We start from the raw sequence: 19,524 nt of genomic DNA on the forward strand, positions 1-19,524 counted from the left end.
GTTAAAAAAAGAATTGGTAAGCAGGATAACACTGTAAAAGCCTAGTGCTATGGCAGTTAGAGCTAAAATAAGTCCAATAATTAATACAGGGATATACCAAGGGTGATCTTGATTTTTGAAGGCTTGATAGATGACAACAGGACCTAAAAACATACAAATTACGGTGTATGCAAAGTATTTGAGGCTTTTGTAAAGTTGTTCTTTATTGGTTTTCATTATTAGTTATAAAATAAAGGCCTCTTTTAAAGAGGCCTTTTACAAATATTTTATGCGTTAATTATGCTATTTAATGTATTACTTGGACGCATTGCATTGCCGGCAAGAGTATCATCCGGTTGATAATAACCACCAATATTTACAGGTTGACCTTGAACTTGGTTAAGCTCATTAACAATAGCTGTTTCGTTATCTTTAAGTGCTTTGTAAGTTTTGGTAAACTCTTCTTTTAGCATAGTGTCTTTATCTTGGTTGGCTAATGCTTCTGCCCAATAAAGCGCTAAATAAAAATGACTACCACGGTTATCTAATTCTCCCACTTTTCTTAGTGGAGATTTTTTATTTTCTAGTAGTTTTTCGGTCGCTTGATCTAATGTTTCTGCTAATATTAGTGCTTTTGGATTGTTAAATTTAGAACCGTAATGCTCTAAAGAAACGGCAAGCGCTAAAAACTCTCCGAGAGAATCCCATCGTAGATGGTTTTCTTCTACAAATTGTTGTACGTGTTTAGGAGCTGAACCTCCGGCACCGGTTTCGAATAAACCACCACCATTCATTAGTGGTACAATTGAGAGCATTTTTGCACTAGTTCCTAACTCTAAAATAGGGAACAAGTCTGTTAAGTAATCTCTCAAAACATTACCGGTAACTGATATTGTGTCTTTACCATCTTTTATACGCTCTAAAGTATATTGCGTTGCTTCTACCGGTGATAAAATTTTAATTTCTAAACCGCTGGTATCGTGATTTGGTAAGTACGTATATACTTTTTTAATTAGTTCTGCGTCATGAGCTCTATTTTTATCTAACCAGAACACAGCAGGAGTATTTGTTGCTCTTGCTCTTGTTACTGCTAGTTTAATCCAATCTTGAATTGGGGCGTCTTTAACTTGACACATACGCCAAATATCTCCTTCCTCTACAGTATGCTCTATTAGAACAGTATTGTTTTGATCTACAACTCTAACAACGCCTGATTTTTGTATCTCGAAGGTTTTATCGTGAGAACCATATTCTTCTGCTTTTTGCGCCATTAGCCCCACGTTTGGAACTGTTCCCATTGTTCTTGGGTCAAAAGCACCGTACTTTTTGCAAAAATCTATGGTTGTTTGGTATATGCCTGCATAACTGCTATCCGGAATTACAGCTTTTGTGTCTTGTGGGTTACCTTTTGCGTTCCACATTTGCCCGGAGTTTCTAATCATTGCAGGCATAGAAGCATCTATAATAACATCGCTCGGTACGTGAAGGTTAGTTATTCCTTTATCAGAATTAACCATTGCTAAATCTGGTCCTTCATTGAAGGCTTGCTCTATATCTGCCTCAATTTCTTTACGCTTATCTTCAGGCAGCTCGCTTAATTTACTTAATAGATTACCAAGACCATTGTTTACATCAACACCAATTTCATTTAAAACATCACCATGTTTTTCGAAAACATTGCTGAAAAATACTTTTACAGCATGACCAAAAATAATAGGATCTGAAACTTTCATCATGGTTGCTTTCATGTGTAAAGAAAACAACACTCCTTTTTCTTTTGCATCTTTTACTTGCTCTTGTAAGAAGGCTAATAAAGCTTTTTTACGCATTACGGTAGCATCTATAATTTCGCCTTCTTGAATGGCAAAGAAATCTTTTAAGGTTGAAGTAGCGCCATTACTATCTACATGCTCAATTTTTACTTGGGTAGCTTGGTTTATTGTTAGAGATTTTTCGTTAGATCTGAAGTCGCCTTCACTCATAGACGCTACATGTGATTTAGAGTCTGGAGACCATTGCCCCATGCTATGCGGATTTTTTTTCGCATAATTTTTAACAGCTTTCGGCGCTCTCCTGTCTGAATTTCCTTCTCTTAAAACAGGGTTAACAGCACTACCTTTAATTTTATCGTATCTGGCTTTAATTTCTTTTTCTTTTTCTGTTATAGGCTCATCTGGATAATCCGGTAAGTTATAGCCTTTATCTTGTAATTCTTTAATTGCTGCCTTTAATTGAGGGATAGACGCGCTAATATTTGGAAGCTTTATAATGTTTGCTTCGGGTTTTTTAGCCAATTCACCTAATTCAGATAACGCATCCGGAATTTGTTGTTCTGAGGTTAAGTAGTCAGGGAAGTTAGCAATTATTCTTCCGGCTAGTGAGATATCTTTAGTTTCTAAAGCTATTCCTGAAGAAGCTGTAAATTTTTTTATGATTGGTAAAAGTGAATATGTTGCTAAGGCAGGAGCCTCATCTGTTTTAGTATAAATGATTTTAGGGTTAGTTGTCATTGTATGTGTTTTAGTTAATTGAAATTAGGCCTATTTACAAGATTCGCAAATATACATTAATATGCCTTTTTTAACAACGCTTATTTTACAGGGAAGATAAAAAAACAAAAGCCATATCAATGTAATTTCTTACTTTGACATGGCTTTCTTTGAAATAGTTTCCCGTGGCCTATTTAGTGTTGCCACTAACTTCGGTAATGTAGACCGCTCTACAGTACCTTTTCGGCTCAAGTTTCACTATTTCAATCGAACACTTTTCATTAAAAAAGAACAAAAGTTCTTTAAAACTACTTGGTGTTCTAAATTGTTTTTCTTGATGCCCTTAAAAGTAATCACTCGTTACTCACAAATAACTACTTTGTTGAGCATTGTTTCTAGTTGGTTGCTATCCCTTTCAGGAGAAACAACTTTTCGAAACTTTCAGTATGCTACGGTGAAACCTACTTGCGCATGTAACACTTTTGCATACGTCATGGTTTTTTAGTTTTTAATGCATACACATTTAAACTGCAAAACCTCGAAAAACAATTATTTTATAAAGAACGTTGCTTCATTCGAATTCGTAATACTAATAATAATTAGTTGATTACTTATTCTTTACCAAATGTAATATTTGATTTTTAATTTCCAAATAAAATAACTCTCTAAAAATCAACAAGATATCAACTTGTGTTATTAACAATTGTTAATAACGATATTTTAAATAGAGAAAAGAACATTACATAAAAAAAGCCTTCAATAAGAAGGCTTTTTTGTAGGTTAGTGTTTGGTATTTATGACCTAACTTCTTTAATTCTTGCTTTTTTACCGGTAAGACCTCTAAAGTAATAAATTCTAGAGCGTCTAACTTTACCACGCTTGTTAACTTCTATTTTTTGTAATGCAGGCATGTTAATTGGGAAGATACGCTCTACACCAACAGTACCTGACATTTTGCGAATGGTAAAAGTTTCGGTAGCACCACTACCTCTTCTTTGAATTACAGTTCCTCTAAAGAACTGAGTACGAGTTTTTTCGCCTTCTTTAATTTCGTAGTAAACAGTAATAGTGTCTCCAGCAGAGAATTCTGGAAAATCTTTTTTAGTTACAAATTCGTCTTGAACAAATTTTACTAAGTCCATTTTAATTTATGTTTAAAAATTGATTTAGAACAACATTCACGTCTCTCGCCAGAGGTTGGACTAAATTGACTGCAAAAATAATCAATTAATACGAATAAGCAACAGTTTTTATTTTTTATTTAAAAGGTCCGGTCTGCGCTCTTGTGTGCGTTTTAAGGCTTGTTCTTCTCGCCATTTTTCTATTTTAGGAAAGTTTCCGCTTAATAATATTTCGGGTACTTTTAATCCCTTATAATCTGCCGGACGTGTATACACGGGTGGAGCTAATAAATTGTCTTGAAAAGAATCGGTTAGGGCAGAAGTTTCATCATTTAAAACCCCTGGAATTAATCTAATTATAGCATCGCATAAAACAGCAGCACCAAGCTCTCCTCCGGATAATACATAATCTCCTATAGAAATTTCTTTAGTAATTAAGTGATCTCTCACTCTTTGATCAACTCCTTTATAGTGGCCACATAAAATAATTAGGTTTTGTTTTAATGATAGTGTATTGGCCATGGTTTGATTTAAGGTTTCGCCATCTGGAGTCATATAAATCACTTCGTCGTATTCTCTTTCTGCTTTTAGTGCTGTAATACATTTATCTATTGGCTCTATCATTAAAACCATTCCGGCGCCACCACCAAATTGGTAATCATCTACTGTTTTATAGTTATTTGTAGTATAGTCTCTTAGGTTATGTAACTTAACTTCTACTAAGCCTTTTTGTTGAGCTCTTTTTAAAATAGAAGCTTCAAAAGGACTTTTAATGAGTTCCGGAAGTACCGTTATTATATCTATACGCATACAATGGTTTTTTGCAAAGATATTGCTTTTGTTATATGCCAACAATCAATTTTATTGAGGCGCTTTCCAGAAATAATGAAGCATGGCACTGTCTTTTTCCCAGCCTAATTTTTCGTAAAGCTCTTGGGCAAAATTATCTGATGCAGTTTCTAAAGCAAGACCTTTATAGTTTTTATCTATACAATATTGTTTAGCATGATTTAATAGTGCTTTTGCTATACCGAGGTTTCTGTGTGATGCAACCACAAACAAATCATTTAAAATGTAAAAAGGCTGTAATGAAACCGATGAAAATGTTGGGTATAATTGTGTAAATGCTACAGCTTTATTTTGATAATAAGCTATAAAAATTACACTCTCATTATGATTAAGTCTATTTAACAAGAATTTGAGCTCTAATTTAGGAGCTGCTTCTTGTTTGTAAAAAACTCTGTAAGCGCTAAAGAGTGGGGCTAAATCTTTTAAATCTTCTATGGTTGCTTGTTTTATGTGTAGCATAATAAATAAAAAAACTCCCCAATTTTAAGGGAGTTTGTATGTTAACTTTTTTTTCCGGCTTTTTGTTTATTTATTTCGTCTTGTAGTTGTCTTCTAACTTTTTGTTCACGCTCTAAAGCTCTTCGTCTGTGTTCTTCGTATTCTGCTTCAAGTTCTGCTAAGCTGTTTCTGGCTTCTTGCGTAATAATATTGCTATTCCTGAATTTGTAAATAAAGAATAACAACAATATGGTTAATATAGCAATAATGCTCCACATTAACGATTTATATGCAGCTTTACTCCATAACGAACCAAAGAACGATATACTGTCTTTTTCTTCGGTTACGGTATTTAAATTATCGGTTGTTGTTTTAAGTTGAGCTTGTAATGAAGCAATTTCTTTTTTTTGATTATTTATTGTGGCTTGTAAAGATTTGTTATTGGCATAAGCAGCATTCAAACTATCTATAACATTGTTTCTAAGTTTAATTAACCAGGTGCGCTTAACTACTTCGTACTCTTGGTAATTTCCTGATTTTTTAAAAACATATTCAAACTGATTTTCTATAGAGCCTTCATCTAAAGAAAGCTTAGGCTCTTCTTGCGCGTGTAATACAGCCACAAACAGGAAGGCTAAACCTGTAATAATTAATCTTACTTTTCTCATCATCTCTTTTATATAGTGTTGTTAGTGATAATATTATGCTAACGATACGACTTTTGCCATATTGTTACCAAAGATACTTTTTTTATAAAAAAAGCTCCAACATTGTGGAGCTTTCTAAAATTAAGTTGTTGTATTTTAATAATATGTGTAGCGTCTAACTTTTGCAATATATTTTGCTAATCTGATTACTTGGTGAGAGTAACCGTATTCATTATCATACCAAATGTATAATACTACGCTTTTACCGTCTCCGGATACTATGGTAGCTTTACTATCATAGATTGCAGGGGCCGATGTACCTACAATATCTGATGATACAAGCTCATTGCTTAACGAATATTTAATTTGTTCAACTAAATCGCCTTCAAGTGCATATTTTTTCACTATTTCGTTAATCTCTTCTTTGCTTGTTTGTTTGCCTACTTCTAAGTTAAGCACCACTAAAGATCCGTTAGGAACAGGAACTCTAATTGCGTTAGAAGTTAGTTTGCCCGTTAAAGAAGGTAAGGCTTTAGCAACGGCACTACCTGCACCGGTTTCTGTAATTACCATGTTTAAAGCTGCAGCTCTACCTCTACGGTACTTTTTGTGCATGTTATCTACCAAATTCTGGTCGTTAGTGTAAGCATGAATAGTTTCTAAATGCCCTTTAACAACACCTAAAGTATCTTCTACTACTTTTAAAATTGGTGTGATAGCATTGGTAGTACAAGAAGCTGCAGAGAAAATATTTACTGTATCAGGATCGTAGTCTTTATGGTTTACACCATGAACAATGTTTGGGACACCTTTTCCGGGCGCTGTTAATAATACTTTAGCTACTCCTTTAGCTTTTAAATGGCGTCCTAATCCTTCTTCGTCTCTAAATGCTCCGGTATTATCTATAACTAAAGCATCATTAATACCATATTGTGTATAATCTATTTCTTCCGGTGCATTTGCCGTAATCATATGAACGGTTGTACCATTTATAATTAGGGCTTGGTTGTTAAAATCTGAAGCTACTGTACCGTGAAAATCACCATGAACAGAGTCGTTTCTGAGTAACGAAGCTCTTTTTTCTAAAATTTCCGGAGTAATAGTCCCTCTTGTTACAATTGCACGTAGGCGTAATTGACTGCCTTTTCCGGTTTTTGCCATTAACTCGCGTGCCAGTAGTCTACCAATTCTACCAAAACCGTATAAAACAACATCTTTTGGCTGAATTTCGTTGCTATTGTTAGCATCAGAAAGTTTGTCTATTACAAAATCAGTAGCAGAATCGTACTTATTATCTTCTAAATGGTATTCGTACGTAAGTTTACCAATATCTAATTTAGAAGGGGGTAAGTCTATGTTTTTTATAGCTTGAGCAATCTCTACTGAATCAAAAATAGAAATTGGCTTTTGTACAAACTCACCTGCATATTCGTGCAGGTTTATAATTTCGCTTACGTTTCTGTCTATAAGTTGATTTCTAAAAAGAACAAGCTCTATGGCTTTGTCGTACCACAGGTCATTAACTATTTTAATGAACTCAATAGAGGCTTTTCGTCTGTCTGCCTGAAAAGCTAACTCTTTCTCGTAAATTTCGTTAGAAAGCATTAGTATGAAAGTTTAAGTTGTGTTTTTATTTTGCCGCAAAAGTATAATTTTCAAACGTTTTCGTAAAGAAAAAAGTAAAAAATAAAGCCCTCTTAAGCAAGAGGGCTTTTCCGGTATTTAAGAGTAAGGTTGATTACTGAAAAATATAACGTTCTATTTCTCCTGAAGGGCTTACAACTATGAGCTTATACATGTTTTCTTTAGTTTGTAAAAACGCCTCAACATCATTTATGTTTGTTATTTTATAGTCGTTTATTTGAATTACCAAATAACCCTCTGTAATGCCCATTCTACTAAATTGTGGGTTACGGTTACCTGTAACTTTAACGCCCTCTTTTATTTTGTATTTAGCTTTATCAGCATTAGTTAAGTTTTTTAGCTGTAAACCGTACAGACTGGTAAAAGTTAGTACTTTTTTAGATAAAGTAACAGGTACAGTTTTGTATTTACCATTTCTTAAAATAGTTACCTGAACCACGTCGTTAGGACGTTTAGATTTTAGGTAACCCGCCATATCAGAAAATTTATTGATGGTTACATTGTCTATTTTCTTAATAATATCACCTTCTTTTAAACCTGCTTTTTCAGCACCAGAATTTTCTTCTACAGCGCCAATATAAAATCCTTGGGTTTCTTTTATTTTAAGAGCTTCTGCAACAACAGAGTTTAGACCATTACCGCTAACACCAAGCATCCCTTCTTGCACATCGCCATACTCCATTATGTCTTCTACAACTTTTCTGGCTATATTGCTTGGTACAGCAAAAGAGTACCCAATGTAAGAACCGGTTTGCGAAGTTATTGCAGTATTTATGCCAATTAGCTCGCCTCTAACATTAACAAGTGCACCGCCACTATTACCGGGGTTTACAGCAGCATCTGTTTGGATGAACGATTGGTTAATTCTATCGTTAGGATTTAAATCTCTTGATTTTGCGCTAACTATACCGGCAGTAACAGTAGATGTTAAATTAAACGGGTTACCTACAGCTAATACCCATTCTCCAATTTTAGTATTATCAGAATCTCCAAAAGTTATAAACGGAAAATCTTCGTTGGCATCTACTTTAAGAAGGGCTATATCTGTTTCGGGGTCTGTACCAACTAAACTTGCTTTAAACGTTTTATTATCGTTGGTTGTTATTTCTATTTCAGAAGCATTTTCAATTACATGGTTATTAGTAATAATATATCCGTCGGGAGAAATTATTACACCAGAACCAGTACCAATTCTGGCTTGTGGTCTTGTTCTACCATAGAAAAAATCCATAATAGTAACCGGAGCAGAAGCAATAGACACGTTTTTAACATGCACAACAGCATTAACAGTAGCCTCTGCTGCAGCTACAAAGTCAACATTTTCTGTAGCAGTTATATTGTTGTTTATAGGGTATGAAGTTGTTGTTTTTACAAAATTTGGTTGGTTGCTGGCTGCAACCACAGTTACAGGTTTTTCAAAAAACAATTTATAAGTACCTAAAGTTAGTGCTCCAGCTAAAACGGCTAATATTAAAAGGCTCCCAAATCTTTTCATAACAGTTGTTTTTGCTTTTGTGAAATTAACACCTAAAATTAGTCCATTATTGTGTTATATACATAACTTTAACGCCTGTTTAACATCGCATAATGCTAAGCATAATAGTATATTTGCACATATTAATTTTACAATGACCATTACCTTTTATAAATATCAAGGAACCGGTAACGACTTTATTATAATAGATAACAGGCAGTTAGTGTTTCCCAAAAATAATACCAAATTAATTGCAGACCTTTGTGACAGAAAATTTGGCATAGGAGCAGATGGTTTAATTTTATTGGAAAATGACGATTCGGCAGATTTTAAAATGATTTATTTTAACTCAGATGGTAATCAGAGTACCATGTGTGGTAATGGGGGTAGATGTATTGTTGCATTCGCAAAAAAATTAGGAATTATACAATCTAAAACACGTTTTACAGCCATAGATGGTATTCACGATGCTACAATAGATTTTAAAGATAATGTAGCCTTAAAAATGCAAGATGTTACAGAGGTTAAAACAATGAGCCCTACAGAAGTGTTTTTAGATACCGGATCGCCTCATCATATAGTTGTGTGTAAATCTTTAAACGATTTAGATGTTGTAAAACAAGGCGCTAATATTAGGTATAATGTTTATGGGGCAGCCGGATGCAATGTTAATTTTGTAGCGCAACAATCAGAAAACGTTTTTAAGGTTAGAACTTATGAGAGAGGAGTAGAAAACGAAACGCTTTCTTGTGGCACCGGAGTTACGGCTGTTGCCATAGCTATGCACCATTTAAATTATACAGATAAAAACAAAGTTCTGTTAACAACCTTAGGAGGAGATTTATCTGTTAGCTTTGTTGCAAACAACAAACAGTATAAAGAGGTTTTTTTAACTGGCCCGGCAACATTTGTGTTTAAAGGAGAGGTATCATGGTAACGCTTAAAGGAGAAATAATTTATTTAAGAGCTTTAGAGCCTAAAGATTTAGATTTTCTATACGAATTAGAGAACGATGAAAATATTTGGGAAATAAGCGAAACCGTAACTCCATACTCCAAGTTAGTTTTAAAAAACTATTTAAAAAACAGCCGACAAGATATTTACCAAGTAAAACAGCTTAGATTAGCAATTTGCAATAAGCAACATACAATAGTTGGGTTAATAGATTTGTTTGATTTTAATCCAACACACAAAAGAGCAGGGGTAGGTATTATAATTAAAGAAGAATCTAGTAGAAGTAAAGGTTATGGAACAGAAGCACTTAAATTACTAATAAATTATGCCTTTACCCATTTGCAATTACATCAAATATATGCCAATATTATGGCGCATAATACGCCTAGTATAAAGCTTTTTACAAAATTAGGTTTTAAAGAAGTTGGTGTAAAAAAAGAGTGGAGATTTGTAAACGGAACGTATAAAGACGAAATATTATATCAATTAATTAATCATGTACATTCGTAAAATTGTTATTGCTATACTTTTAATTGGGTTGGTAGTTGGTGCTGTAATTACATATTCTATTTACACAGCTATATTTTCGCCAAACACAGCTTTTAATAATGATAAAGCTTATGTGTATGTTAAAACAGGCAGTACTTTTAATAATGTAAAAGAAAACATTACTCCGCTTTTAAAAGATGTAGAAAGTTTTGAGCTTGTTGCCCAAAAAAAGGGATATGTTAACAATGTAAAGGCAGGTAGATTTGAGATTGTAAAAGGCATGAATAATAATGAGATTATAAATGCCTTACGTAGTAAAAATGTGCCTATCAGGATTTCGTTTAACAACCAAGAAACATTGCCCAAACTTGCAGCAAGAATAGCAAATCAAATAGAAGCAGATAGTGCCTCGTTAATGCAAACCTTTTTAGACTCCGCTTTCTTATCTGCCAATAAATTTACACCTAAAACTGCCCTGGCAATGTATGTGCCGAACACATACGAGTTTTTTTGGAATACCTCTGCCGAAGAGTTTAGAGATAGAATGCTAAAAGAATATAACAGGTTTTGGAATAAAAAAAGAATGGAAAAAGCTGCTGCAATTGGCTTAACACCATTACAAGTTATAACCTTAGCATCTATAGTGCATGAAGAAACTGTAAAAATAGATGAGCGACCCCGAGTAGCAGGAGTTTACTTGAACCGATTAAAAAGAGGAATGTTATTACAAGCAGATCCTACGGTTATATATGCATTAAAAGAGCAATTAAAAAATCACGATACAATTATAAAAAGAGTTTTATACAAAGATTTAGAGATTAACTCACCATACAATACCTATAAGTTTTCCGGATTGCCACCCGGTCCTATTGCAATGCCGGATATCTCTGCTATAGATGCTGTGTTAAACCCAGAAAAGCATAATTATTTGTATTTTGTTGCTGATGTAGAGCGACCGGGATATCATAAATTTGCTAAAACTTTGCGTGAACATAACATTAATAAGCAGGCTTACATACGCTGGATTAATCGCCAAAAAATTACTCGATAGCCTTAAAATACTATGGTTTTAACCCTTTTAACAGTAGTTTAACTCCTTAATTTTCAGAATTAAAAAAAAATCGTAAATTTGCAGGCTCAAATTTTAAGCTGCCTTTTTAAGGCGTAAGTCTTAAAGAAATTACATTATATGAGAAGAAGCATAATTATTTTATGCCCCCTAATCATTCTAGTACTATTACTGAGTTTAGGTTTTACCTCAACAAAAAAAACCGCAAACGTTCCTGAAAATCTTGTTGTAACAGAACCGGTAGTATTTACTGTTCCTGAAACTGATTCTATAGAAGACTCAGGTTTTGTAATTACTCCGTTTACCGGAAAAACCTTTGTTGGTTTTAAAGAGGCTTTAGGGTTTAAAGAATCTCAAGGAGATTATTTTGTAATAAACCAACTAGGTTACTTAGGTAAATACCAATTTGGGGCTTCTACTTTAGAGATGATAGGAGTGTATAACGTTAAAAAGTTTTTAAACTCTCCAAAGCTTCAAGAGAAAGCCTTTATAGCTAATACTGCCAGAAATAAGTGGATTTTACGTAAATACATTAAGCAGTATGTTGGTAAAAAAATAAACGGAATAAAAATTACAGAGTCTGGGATCTTAGCAGCAGCACATTTAGCTGGAGCCGGTAACGTAAAAAAATATTTGCGTTCCGGAGGTGCTTATAACTTTGAAGATGGTAATGGGGCTACTATTCAGTATTATATGAAGAAATTTTCAGGATACGATACCTCAAATATTAAACCAGACAGAAAAGCTAAAATTTAAGGACACATAAATTAGATTATTAGTTCAACAAAAAACCTCAAGAATTACTCTTGAGGTTTTTTTATTGTGCTTGTATAATAAATATTGTTGGGATTTTATGCAGATTAACAGTTGTTTTCTTCCAACCGGCAATAGGTTTAGTTTTTATAAATTCGTCTGGTGTTGTAATGTTGGCCGCTACACAAAGTTGTGTTTTGGGGTTAAGTGTAGCTAATAAATCGGCCAGTAATTTATCATTTCTGTAAGGGGTTTCAATAAATAATTGTGCTTGGTTGAGTTCTCTTGACCTTTTCTCGAGTGCTTTAATCTCTTTTCTTCGCTCGCTTTTATCAATAGGTAAATACCCGTTAAAAGCAAATTGTTGTCCGTTTAATCCGCTTGCCATAAGTGCTAATACAATAGAAGACGGACCAACCATTGGTACAACTTTTATGTTTTTTTGATGTGCAAGCTTAACCACATCGGCTCCGGGATCTGCAATACCGGGACAACCGGCTTCAGAGAGTAATCCTACATCATGCCCTTTAAGAATCGGCTCTATAAGTGATTGGATTTCTAACTCGCTGGTATATTTGTTAAGTGTTTCTATAATTAGATTTTTTTGAGGTTTGTTAGGAGTGATCTTTTTTATAAACCTCCGAGCCGTTTTCTCGTTCTCTACTATGTAATAATTAATGTGTTCTATTGCTTTTTTAATAGAGATGGGTAAAACCTCTAAAGGGGCAGTGTCTCCTAATGTGGTAGGAATTAAATATAAAGTTCCTGGCTTGTGCATACTTCTTTATAAAGAGCAGTAAAGCTACAAAAAAGTAAGGTTATGAAATTATTAGATTTAAGAAAAGCTTTTTTCTGTTAGGTTTTTGGCTATTTCATCGCAGGCTTTGTCTAATAATGAATACACATTTTCAAAACCTTGCTCGCCTCCATAATAAGGATCTGGAACTTCTAAATTTTTACCCGGAAAAACTTCTTCAAGTATAAGCTTTACCTTTTTTTTATGCTCAGGAGATTTAGCTAGTGCAATAACATTTTGGTAATTGCTTTTATCCATCACATAGATGTAGTCAAAGGTATCAAAATCAGTAACAGAAAACTTTCTTGCGCGCTGTTTAGTTAAGTCTATTCCATATTTTTTGGCAACTTTTATTGAGCGCTCATCCGGCAATTCGCCTACATGATAAGCAGCAGTACCGGCAGAGTCTACGGTAATAGTGTTATTATCTACCTTGCTTTCAAGTATGCCTTGCGCCAAGGGCGATCGGCATATGTTTCCTAAACACACCATTAATACTTTGGTCTGCATGCTTACTGTGAAAGTTTTTTATTTAAGTCTTCTATATATTTTCTAAACTGCTTATCGGTTTCTGCCAAATTATCAACTGTTTTACAAGCGTGTAGTACAGTTGCGTGATCTCTTTTACCTATTTGAGAACCTATACTTGCCAAAGAGGCCTTGGTATATTTTTTTGCAAAAAACATAGCTAGTTGTCTAGCTTGTACAATATGGCGCTTTCTGGTTTTAGATTGCAAAGTGGCTACATCCATCTCAAAATAATCTGAAACTACTTTTTGAATGTAGTCTATAGAAACCTCTTTTTTAGTACTCTTAACAAATTTCTCTACAATTTGCTTAGCTAAGTCTAATGTTACTTCTTTTTTATTGAATGAAGACTGAGCAATGAGTGAAATTATTGCACCTTCAAGCTCTCTAACATTACTTTTTATGTTTTTGGCTACATACTCAACAATATCATCAGGCATTTCTACACCATCTCTGTAGAGTTTGTTTTTTAAGATAGAGACGCGAGTTTCATAGTCTGGTTGTTGTAATTCTGCAGATAGTCCCCATTTAAATCTAGAGAGTAAGCGCTGCTCTATATCTTGCATATCAACAGGAGCTTTATCTGATGTCAGCACTACCTGTTTTCCGTTTTGATGCAAGTGATTAAAAATGTGGAAGAAAACATCTTGTGTACCAGATTTACCCGATAAAAACTGAACGTCATCTATAATAAGCACATCAATCAGCTGATAAAAATGAATAAAATCATTTCGGGTGTTCTTCTTAACAGAGTCTATGTATTGTTGTGTGAATTTTTCTGCCGAAATGTATAAAACGGTTTTCTCCGGGTATTTGGCCTTAATTTCTATGCCTATAGCATGTGCTAAATGTGTTTTTCCTAAACCAACGCCACCAAAAATTAATAAAGGATTAAACGATGTGCCTCCAGGCTTGTTAGCAACTGCTAATCCGGCAGAACGAGCCAAACGGTTAGAATCTCCTTCTAAAAAATTATCAAAATTGTAATTAGGGTTTAGTTGAGACTCTATTTTAATATTTCTAATTCCGGGAATTATAAACGGATTTTTTAATTCGGGATTTTTAGATTTTACAGGGACATCTAATTCTTGTGGTTCTACATTTATTTTGTTTGAGCTCGGTATTTTTTCTGTATATGGTTGCTTGTTGCCAAAAGTGTTTTCCATTTTAATTACATACACCAACTTGGCATTTTCGCCTAACTCTTTTGTTAAAGCAACTTTAAGTAACTTAATGTAGTGTTCTTCTAACCATTCGTAAAAAAATTTACTCGGGACTTGAATGCTTAGCGCTTTATCAGCCAGTTTAACGGGTTTAATAGGTTCAAACCATGTTTTGAATGCTTGAGGTTGGATGTTGTCTTTAATAAAATGCAGACAATTATCCCATACTGATTGCGCAGTTTTCTCCATTCCGTATAAGTTCTTTTTTAGTTATTGTTGGTTAGTAAGCGAGGATAATTGGGGTTATTTCGCTATTGATTTCGGTTGAACAAATATGTGAACAAAAAATTAAAAAAAAAAATGATTTAGGGGTTGAATATTTAGTTTTTTTTTTGCAAGTTGAAAAACAATTTGTTTACAATTAGTTAACAATTTTTTTAAATACTGCATGAGCCTAAAAACTGCCCAAACTACAGTTAGAGTTCGTTACGGTGAAACAGACCAAATGGGGGTTGTGTACCATGGAAACTACGTGCAATACCTGGAGATTGCAAGGGTTGAATGGTTACGAAATTTAGGTGTTTCTTACAAAGAAATGGAAACGAGCGGTATAATGCTTCCTGTAATTTCTTTGCATCTAAATTATAAAAAATCAGCGTATTATGACGACCTTTTAACGATTAAAACTTACTTAGTTAAAAAGCCGGGCGTAAAAATAGAGTTTGAGTACGAAATTTATAACGAACAAGGTGAGCTTTTATCTACAGCACATACAGTGTTGGCTTTCATGGATATAGCAACTAAAAAACCGATTTATTGCCCTGATTATATTTTAGAAAAATTGACTGCAGAAAAGTTTTAAGATGCAATTTTTTTTAATTTAACTTCATACAGGTTTTTTAAGCTGTTTTCAAATTGTTGTGCTTTTTGCTTTCTTATGCCTATTACTATTTTACAATTTAATTCTAACGATTGCGATATAATTTGAGCATTGTTTTCGTTAACAACGCGCATAACAGCACTCATATGTTTATAATCAAACTCAAGCTCATATTGCTGTTTTATGGTTTTAGTTATAACAGTAGCAGCTTCTAAGGCCATTTTTGCTGTAGTTTTATAAGCAGTTATAAGGCCACCAACACCAAGTTTTACTCCGCCAAAATACCTAACAACTACTACTAACACTTGGGTTACATTAAAGGCCTGTATTTGTCCGTATATAGGCATACCGGCACTATTATTTGGTTCACCATCATCATTTGCTCTGTAGTGTTTTTGTTCTGTTCCTAACTGCCATGCATAACACCAATGCCTTGCTGTATGATGTTGTTTTTTAATGCTCTCAAGTACATCTTTTATTTGCTGCTCACTACTAACCGGAAAAGCATATCCATAAAATTTACTGCCTTTTTCTTTAAACAATACTTCTTTGCTTGGTTCTTTAAGGGTTTGGTATGTGTCAGATTTACTACTCATTAAGCTGTTTTAAATATTCAGGTAACTGTATAACGTCTTCTTTAAGAGGGTTTATGTTCCATGTTTTTAACCCTAAACTCTTGGCTGCTTCTGTATTTTCTGTTGTATCATCTATAAAAAGAGTTTGAGCAGCATCAAGTTTATTTGTTGACAACACAAAATTATATACCTCTTGGTTTGGTTTTCTTAATCCAATTTCATGTGATAGGTAAAACTGCTCAAAACAATTTTTAAAACGGTTGTAACGCTCTTTACCAATGGTTTGTATTACATATTGTATGTGCAGATGATTGGTGTTGCTTAATAAAAACAATCGGTATTTTTTTAATTGACACAACTGTTCTAAAAATGCTAAACGGTACTCCGGAAAATCTAAAATAATGGCATTCCAAATAGCTATTAGTTGTTTAGAACTACAGCTTGGCAAAAGTTTTTTATAAAAAGCAATAAAGCTGTCGGTACTTATATCTCCGGTTTCGTAGGTCTCATTAATTTGTATCATGTTTGGGGTAACTTCTTTAATGCCCAGCGCTTGTAATTTGGACAAAGTAGCTTGTTTATTTAAATTGATAAATACATCACCAAAGTCAAAAATAATATTGTTAATCATTATTCTTAAAGTAGTTTAAAGTATCCGAGCCAATCATTTTTGATTTATAAGGCGTGAAGTTAAATATAGGAGCTTTAACTCCGGAACCAAAACTTGTTTTACCTGTAAAAATACGCGCCTCGTCCCATAAATTTTCGGTTATAAAGGTTTGAAGCGTTTTACTACCACCTTCAACAATAACACTTTGTATTTGGTGCTTATAAAGAACATTACAAATTTTATGCGCTAAGTTTTCAGTAAAATCAATTTGTTCAATCAAAACATTAGCAGGATATGAATTTACCGGTTTACTATTTTTACCGGTAATCACTATAACTTTACTCTGGCTATTAAAAATGGTATAGGTTGTATCTATTTTTAAATGCTGATCTAAAACAACACGAATAGGAGAGTTTCCACTCCATTGTCTTGTAGTTAATTTTGGGTTATCTTCTAAAACAGTTTTAGTACCTACTAAAATTGCGTGCTCTTGACTACGCCATAGGTGCACAAGTTGCCTAGAATATGTATTGGTAATCCAAACAGGCGCTTTTTGGTTTCTATCACTGCTTTTAGGAGCTAAATAACTATCAATTGTTTGCGCCCATTTTAAAATTATAAACGGCCTTTTTTTGGTATGATATGTTAAAAAACGTTTGTGTAACTCTCTGCATTCATCTTCTAAAACGCCAATGGTTACATTGCAGCCTCCTTCAATTAATTTTTTCACGCCTTTTCCGGCTACAAGAGTGTTGCTATCTAAAACACCAATTACAACATTTGGTATTTTATGTTTTACAATTAAATCAGCACAAGGAGGGGTTTTGCCATAATGAGCACAAGGTTCTAGAGTTACATAAAGGGTAGCTTCTTGTAAGAGCTTTTTATCACTTACTTGCTGTATAGCATTAACTTCTGCATGGGCACCACCATATTTGCTTGTGTAACCTTCTCCAATTACCGTATTATTGTGTACAATAACGCAACCCACATTAGGGTTTGGGTAAGTATTACCTAAGCCTTTTTTAGCAAGCTCTATGCATCTTTTTATGTATTTTTTGTGTGTACTCAAATACTTTTTATTATGTTCGTTTGCATTCACAAAAATAGCATTTAAAACACAACATGAGCACGGTAGTTATAAGGGAAATTAAATTAGAAGACAATTTAGTTGTTGCACAAATAATTAAAAAAGTGCTTGAAGATTTTGGAGTGCCAAAAGAAGGATCTGCGTATGCAGATGCATCGTTAAATAATATGTTTGAGGCTTATAACAATCCAAAATCTGTTTATTACGTGGTAGAAATTAATAACCGTATTGTAGGCGGTGCAGGGATTGCTCCATTAGATAATTTTGATGGTAATGTTTGCGAGTTGCAGAAAATGTATTTTTTAGAAGAGGTAAGAGGTAAAGGTATTGGAAGCAAAATGATTAAGCATTGTTTACAAGCAGCAAAAGAGCTTGGTTTTGGTAAATGCTATTTAGAAACAATGCCTTATATGAAAGCAGCTCAAAGCTTGTACCAAAAAAATGGGTTTAGTTATTTAAACAATCCTCTTGGAGATACCGGTCATCATGCCTGCACAGTCTGGATGATTAAAGATTTAACCTAATTATGACTTTAAAAGAAATACAAACGCTTTATTACAATACACTTAAAAAACGCTATGAAGAAGATGAGCGCAAAGCTATATTTTATAGGGTTATAGAACATTATTTAGGGTTACAATCATTTATGGTGGCGCTTCAACCAAATTATACAGTAACTAAAGCAGAAATCAATCAACTTTTAGAAGTACTTCACAGATTAGAGCAGGGAGAGCCGGTACAATATATTTTGGGGCATACAGAGTTTTATGGTCTTAGGTATAAAGTTAATAATCATGTTTTGATTCCGAGGCCGGAAACCGAAGAGCTAGTATCTTGGATTATTTCAGATCATAAAAACAACTCATCAATAACATTATTAGATATTGGCACCGGAAGCGGATGCATTGCAACATCGTTAGCACATAATTTAAAAAACAGTAAAGTTGTTGCGCTAGACGTTTCTGAAGAAGCTTTAAAAGTTGCTCAAGAAAATGCTAACAACAATCGGCAAAAAGTATGTTTTGTAACATCCAATATTTTAGATTATAATACGGCAGCACAAAAAATTTCAGACGCCTGTAATGTTGCCCAATTTAATGTGATAGTTTCTAACCCGCCTTATGTAACAAAAAGCGAACAAAAACAGATAAAAAAGAACGTTTTAGCCTATGAACCTCATTTGGCTTTGTTTGTAGAAGATACTAATCCGCTACTATTTTATGAGGCCATAGCACAGTTTGCTGTTAATAAATTATCTAAAGCCGGAGCGCTATATTTGGAAATCAATCAGTATCTTGGCATAGAAACCCAACTATTGCTTGAAAAATTTGACTTTAAAACCGAATTAAGAAAAGACCTGGCAGGCAATATGCGCATGATAAAAGCTACATTACATGAATAGTCTGGTTGTATTTTGCGGAAGTAACGAAGGGAATGATCAAACGGTTATTAATGAAGCCTATGCATTAGGGAAAACACTTGCCCAACAAAACATCACATTAATTTATGGCGGTGCCAAAGTTGGCATAATGGAAAAATTAGCGTCGGGCTGTTTAGAGTATGGCGGTAAAGTAATAGGCGTTATCCCCGAGTTTTTAAAGCAAAAAGAAGTAGCGCATTTCGGACTTTCAGAATTACATATAACCCAAACCATGCATGAACGTAAAATTAAAATGAACGATTTATGCGAAGGAATAATGGCATTACCTGGCGGTTATGGTACGCTCGAAGAGCTTTTCGAGATGATTACTTGGGCACAACTGGGACTACACAGTAAACCCATTGGAATTCTCAATACCAATGGTTTTTTTAATTATTTGCTAGCATTTTTAGAGCATATGGTTAAAAAAGGATTTCTTAAAATAGAGAATTATAATTTACTTTTGGTAGATGATGATTCTGATAGGTTGTTGCAAAAAATGAAGCAATTTAAACCTACATCAACACCAAAATGGATTAACAAAAATCAAGTTTAG

22 protein-coding genes (1 of these 22 cut by a window edge) are annotated in these 19,524 nt (G+C 33.8%); 8 read left to right on the top strand and 14 right to left on the bottom strand.

The window, feature by feature from the left end:
• The 8 genes from ACZ5CF_RS07605 to ACZ5CF_RS07640 all read right to left on the bottom strand — a co-directional run.
• Positions 1–216: the 5' portion of a DUF6095 family protein gene (locus tag ACZ5CF_RS07605; RefSeq protein ID WP_464578628.1), read on the bottom strand. The gene continues 9 nt to the left of window position 1, outside the view; 216 of the gene's 225 nt are visible here — the first part of the coding sequence; the start codon lies at positions 214–216; its stop codon lies off the left edge, out of view.
• Between the two features lie 50 nt (positions 217–266).
• Entirely contained in the window at positions 267–2,489 is a 2,223-nt protein-coding gene (locus ACZ5CF_RS07610; RefSeq protein WP_464578630.1) for an NADP-dependent isocitrate dehydrogenase, read from the bottom strand.
• A 773-nt stretch (positions 2,490–3,262) separates the two neighbouring features.
• Positions 3,263–3,610 carry a 50S ribosomal protein L19 gene (rplS, locus tag ACZ5CF_RS07615; RefSeq protein WP_464578632.1) on the bottom strand — a complete coding sequence of 116 codons (348 nt, stop codon included), beginning with the start codon at positions 3,608–3,610 and terminating at the stop codon, positions 3,263–3,265.
• Between the two features lie 108 nt (positions 3,611–3,718).
• The gene (gene trmD, locus ACZ5CF_RS07620) at positions 3,719–4,399 is read right to left on the bottom strand and encodes a tRNA (guanosine(37)-N1)-methyltransferase TrmD (protein ID WP_464578633.1); all 681 of its coding nucleotides are present in this window, start codon (positions 4,397–4,399) and stop codon (positions 3,719–3,721) included.
• Between the two features lie 51 nt (positions 4,400–4,450).
• Positions 4,451–4,897, bottom strand: coding sequence for a GNAT family N-acetyltransferase (locus tag ACZ5CF_RS07625; protein ID WP_464578634.1), 447 nt, complete (start codon positions 4,895–4,897; stop codon positions 4,451–4,453).
• A gap of 41 nt (positions 4,898–4,938) precedes the next feature.
• Positions 4,939–5,547 (bottom strand): tRNA (guanine-N1)-methyltransferase, encoded by a 609-nt coding sequence (locus ACZ5CF_RS07630; protein WP_464578635.1) that lies wholly within the window; start codon positions 5,545–5,547, stop codon positions 4,939–4,941.
• Positions 5,548–5,679: 132 nt separating this feature from the next.
• Positions 5,680–7,128, bottom strand: a complete 1,449-nt coding sequence (locus tag ACZ5CF_RS07635) for a glyceraldehyde-3-phosphate dehydrogenase (RefSeq protein ID WP_464578637.1) — start codon at positions 7,126–7,128, stop codon at positions 5,680–5,682.
• A 133-nt stretch (positions 7,129–7,261) separates the two neighbouring features.
• A complete protein-coding gene (locus tag ACZ5CF_RS07640) occupies positions 7,262–8,662 on the bottom strand; it encodes a trypsin-like peptidase domain-containing protein (protein WP_464578639.1) in 1,401 nt (466 codons plus the stop codon).
• Between the two features lie 133 nt (positions 8,663–8,795).
• Here ACZ5CF_RS07640 and dapF point away from each other — a divergent pair, with 133 nt between their 5' ends.
• The 4 genes from dapF to ACZ5CF_RS07660 all read left to right on the top strand — a co-directional run bounded on the left by dapF (position 8,796) and on the right by ACZ5CF_RS07660 (position 11,909).
• A complete protein-coding gene (dapF, locus tag ACZ5CF_RS07645; RefSeq protein ID WP_464578640.1) occupies positions 8,796–9,578 on the top strand; it encodes a diaminopimelate epimerase in 783 nt (260 codons plus the stop codon).
• Positions 9,572–10,105 (top strand): GNAT family N-acetyltransferase, encoded by a 534-nt coding sequence (locus ACZ5CF_RS07650; protein ID WP_464578641.1) that lies wholly within the window; start codon positions 9,572–9,574, stop codon positions 10,103–10,105. The genes dapF and ACZ5CF_RS07650 overlap by 7 nt, the downstream gene beginning before the upstream one ends.
• On the top strand, positions 10,092–11,135 hold the full coding sequence (mltG, locus tag ACZ5CF_RS07655) for an endolytic transglycosylase MltG (protein ID WP_464578643.1): 1,044 nt from the start codon (positions 10,092–10,094) through the stop codon (positions 11,133–11,135). The genes ACZ5CF_RS07650 and mltG overlap by 14 nt, the downstream gene beginning before the upstream one ends.
• A gap of 138 nt (positions 11,136–11,273) precedes the next feature.
• The gene (locus ACZ5CF_RS07660; RefSeq protein ID WP_464578644.1) at positions 11,274–11,909 is read left to right on the top strand and encodes a peptidoglycan-binding protein LysM; all 636 of its coding nucleotides are present in this window, start codon (positions 11,274–11,276) and stop codon (positions 11,907–11,909) included.
• Positions 11,910–11,970: 61 nt separating this feature from the next.
• Here ACZ5CF_RS07660 and ACZ5CF_RS07665 read toward each other — a convergent pair whose 3' ends face one another.
• The 3 genes from ACZ5CF_RS07665 to dnaA are packed head-to-tail and all read right to left on the bottom strand — an operon-like array spanning position 11,971 to position 14,642.
• A complete protein-coding gene (locus tag ACZ5CF_RS07665) occupies positions 11,971–12,684 on the bottom strand; it encodes an SAM-dependent methyltransferase (protein ID WP_464578645.1) in 714 nt (237 codons plus the stop codon).
• Positions 12,685–12,741: 57 nt separating this feature from the next.
• Positions 12,742–13,212, bottom strand: coding sequence for a low molecular weight protein-tyrosine-phosphatase (locus ACZ5CF_RS07670; RefSeq protein ID WP_464578647.1), 471 nt, complete (start codon positions 13,210–13,212; stop codon positions 12,742–12,744).
• Positions 13,213–13,214: 2 nt separating this feature from the next.
• Positions 13,215–14,642, bottom strand: coding sequence for a chromosomal replication initiator protein DnaA (dnaA, locus tag ACZ5CF_RS07675; protein ID WP_464578648.1), 1,428 nt, complete (start codon positions 14,640–14,642; stop codon positions 13,215–13,217).
• A gap of 199 nt (positions 14,643–14,841) precedes the next feature.
• On the opposite strand from dnaA, the gene ACZ5CF_RS07680 reads away from it, so the two are divergent.
• Positions 14,842–15,255, top strand: a complete 414-nt coding sequence (locus tag ACZ5CF_RS07680; RefSeq protein WP_464578649.1) for an acyl-CoA thioesterase — start codon at positions 14,842–14,844, stop codon at positions 15,253–15,255.
• Here ACZ5CF_RS07680 and ACZ5CF_RS07685 read toward each other — a convergent pair.
• From ACZ5CF_RS07685 to ribD, 3 genes are read right to left on the bottom strand one after another with little or no spacing between them, the layout of a single operon-like run.
• Positions 15,252–15,869, bottom strand: a complete 618-nt coding sequence (locus ACZ5CF_RS07685) for an IMPACT family protein (protein WP_464578650.1) — start codon at positions 15,867–15,869, stop codon at positions 15,252–15,254. The genes ACZ5CF_RS07680 and ACZ5CF_RS07685 overlap by 4 nt on opposite strands.
• Positions 15,862–16,479, bottom strand: coding sequence for an HAD family hydrolase (locus ACZ5CF_RS07690; protein ID WP_464578651.1), 618 nt, complete (start codon positions 16,477–16,479; stop codon positions 15,862–15,864). Before ACZ5CF_RS07690 ends, ACZ5CF_RS07685 begins: the two co-directional genes overlap by 8 nt.
• On the bottom strand, positions 16,472–17,560 hold the full coding sequence (ribD, locus tag ACZ5CF_RS07695; RefSeq protein ID WP_464578652.1) for a bifunctional diaminohydroxyphosphoribosylaminopyrimidine deaminase/5-amino-6-(5-phosphoribosylamino)uracil reductase RibD: 1,089 nt from the start codon (positions 17,558–17,560) through the stop codon (positions 16,472–16,474). Before ribD ends, ACZ5CF_RS07690 begins: the two co-directional genes overlap by 8 nt.
• A gap of 23 nt (positions 17,561–17,583) precedes the next feature.
• Here ribD and ACZ5CF_RS07700 point away from each other — a divergent pair, with 23 nt between their 5' ends.
• Genes ACZ5CF_RS07700 through ACZ5CF_RS07710 form a run of 3 tightly spaced genes read left to right on the top strand, consistent with a single transcriptional unit; the run spans position 17,584 to position 19,524 of the window.
• On the top strand, positions 17,584–18,072 hold the full coding sequence (locus tag ACZ5CF_RS07700; protein ID WP_464578654.1) for a GNAT family N-acetyltransferase: 489 nt from the start codon (positions 17,584–17,586) through the stop codon (positions 18,070–18,072).
• Between the two features lie 2 nt (positions 18,073–18,074).
• Positions 18,075–18,950 carry a peptide chain release factor N(5)-glutamine methyltransferase gene (gene prmC / locus ACZ5CF_RS07705; RefSeq protein WP_464578655.1) on the top strand — a complete coding sequence of 292 codons (876 nt, stop codon included), beginning with the start codon at positions 18,075–18,077 and terminating at the stop codon, positions 18,948–18,950.
• Entirely contained in the window at positions 18,943–19,524 is a 582-nt protein-coding gene (locus ACZ5CF_RS07710) for an LOG family protein (protein ID WP_464578656.1), read from the top strand. Before prmC ends, ACZ5CF_RS07710 begins: the two co-directional genes overlap by 8 nt.

The sequence above is a fragment of the Lutaonella thermophila genome, assembly GCF_055387725.1.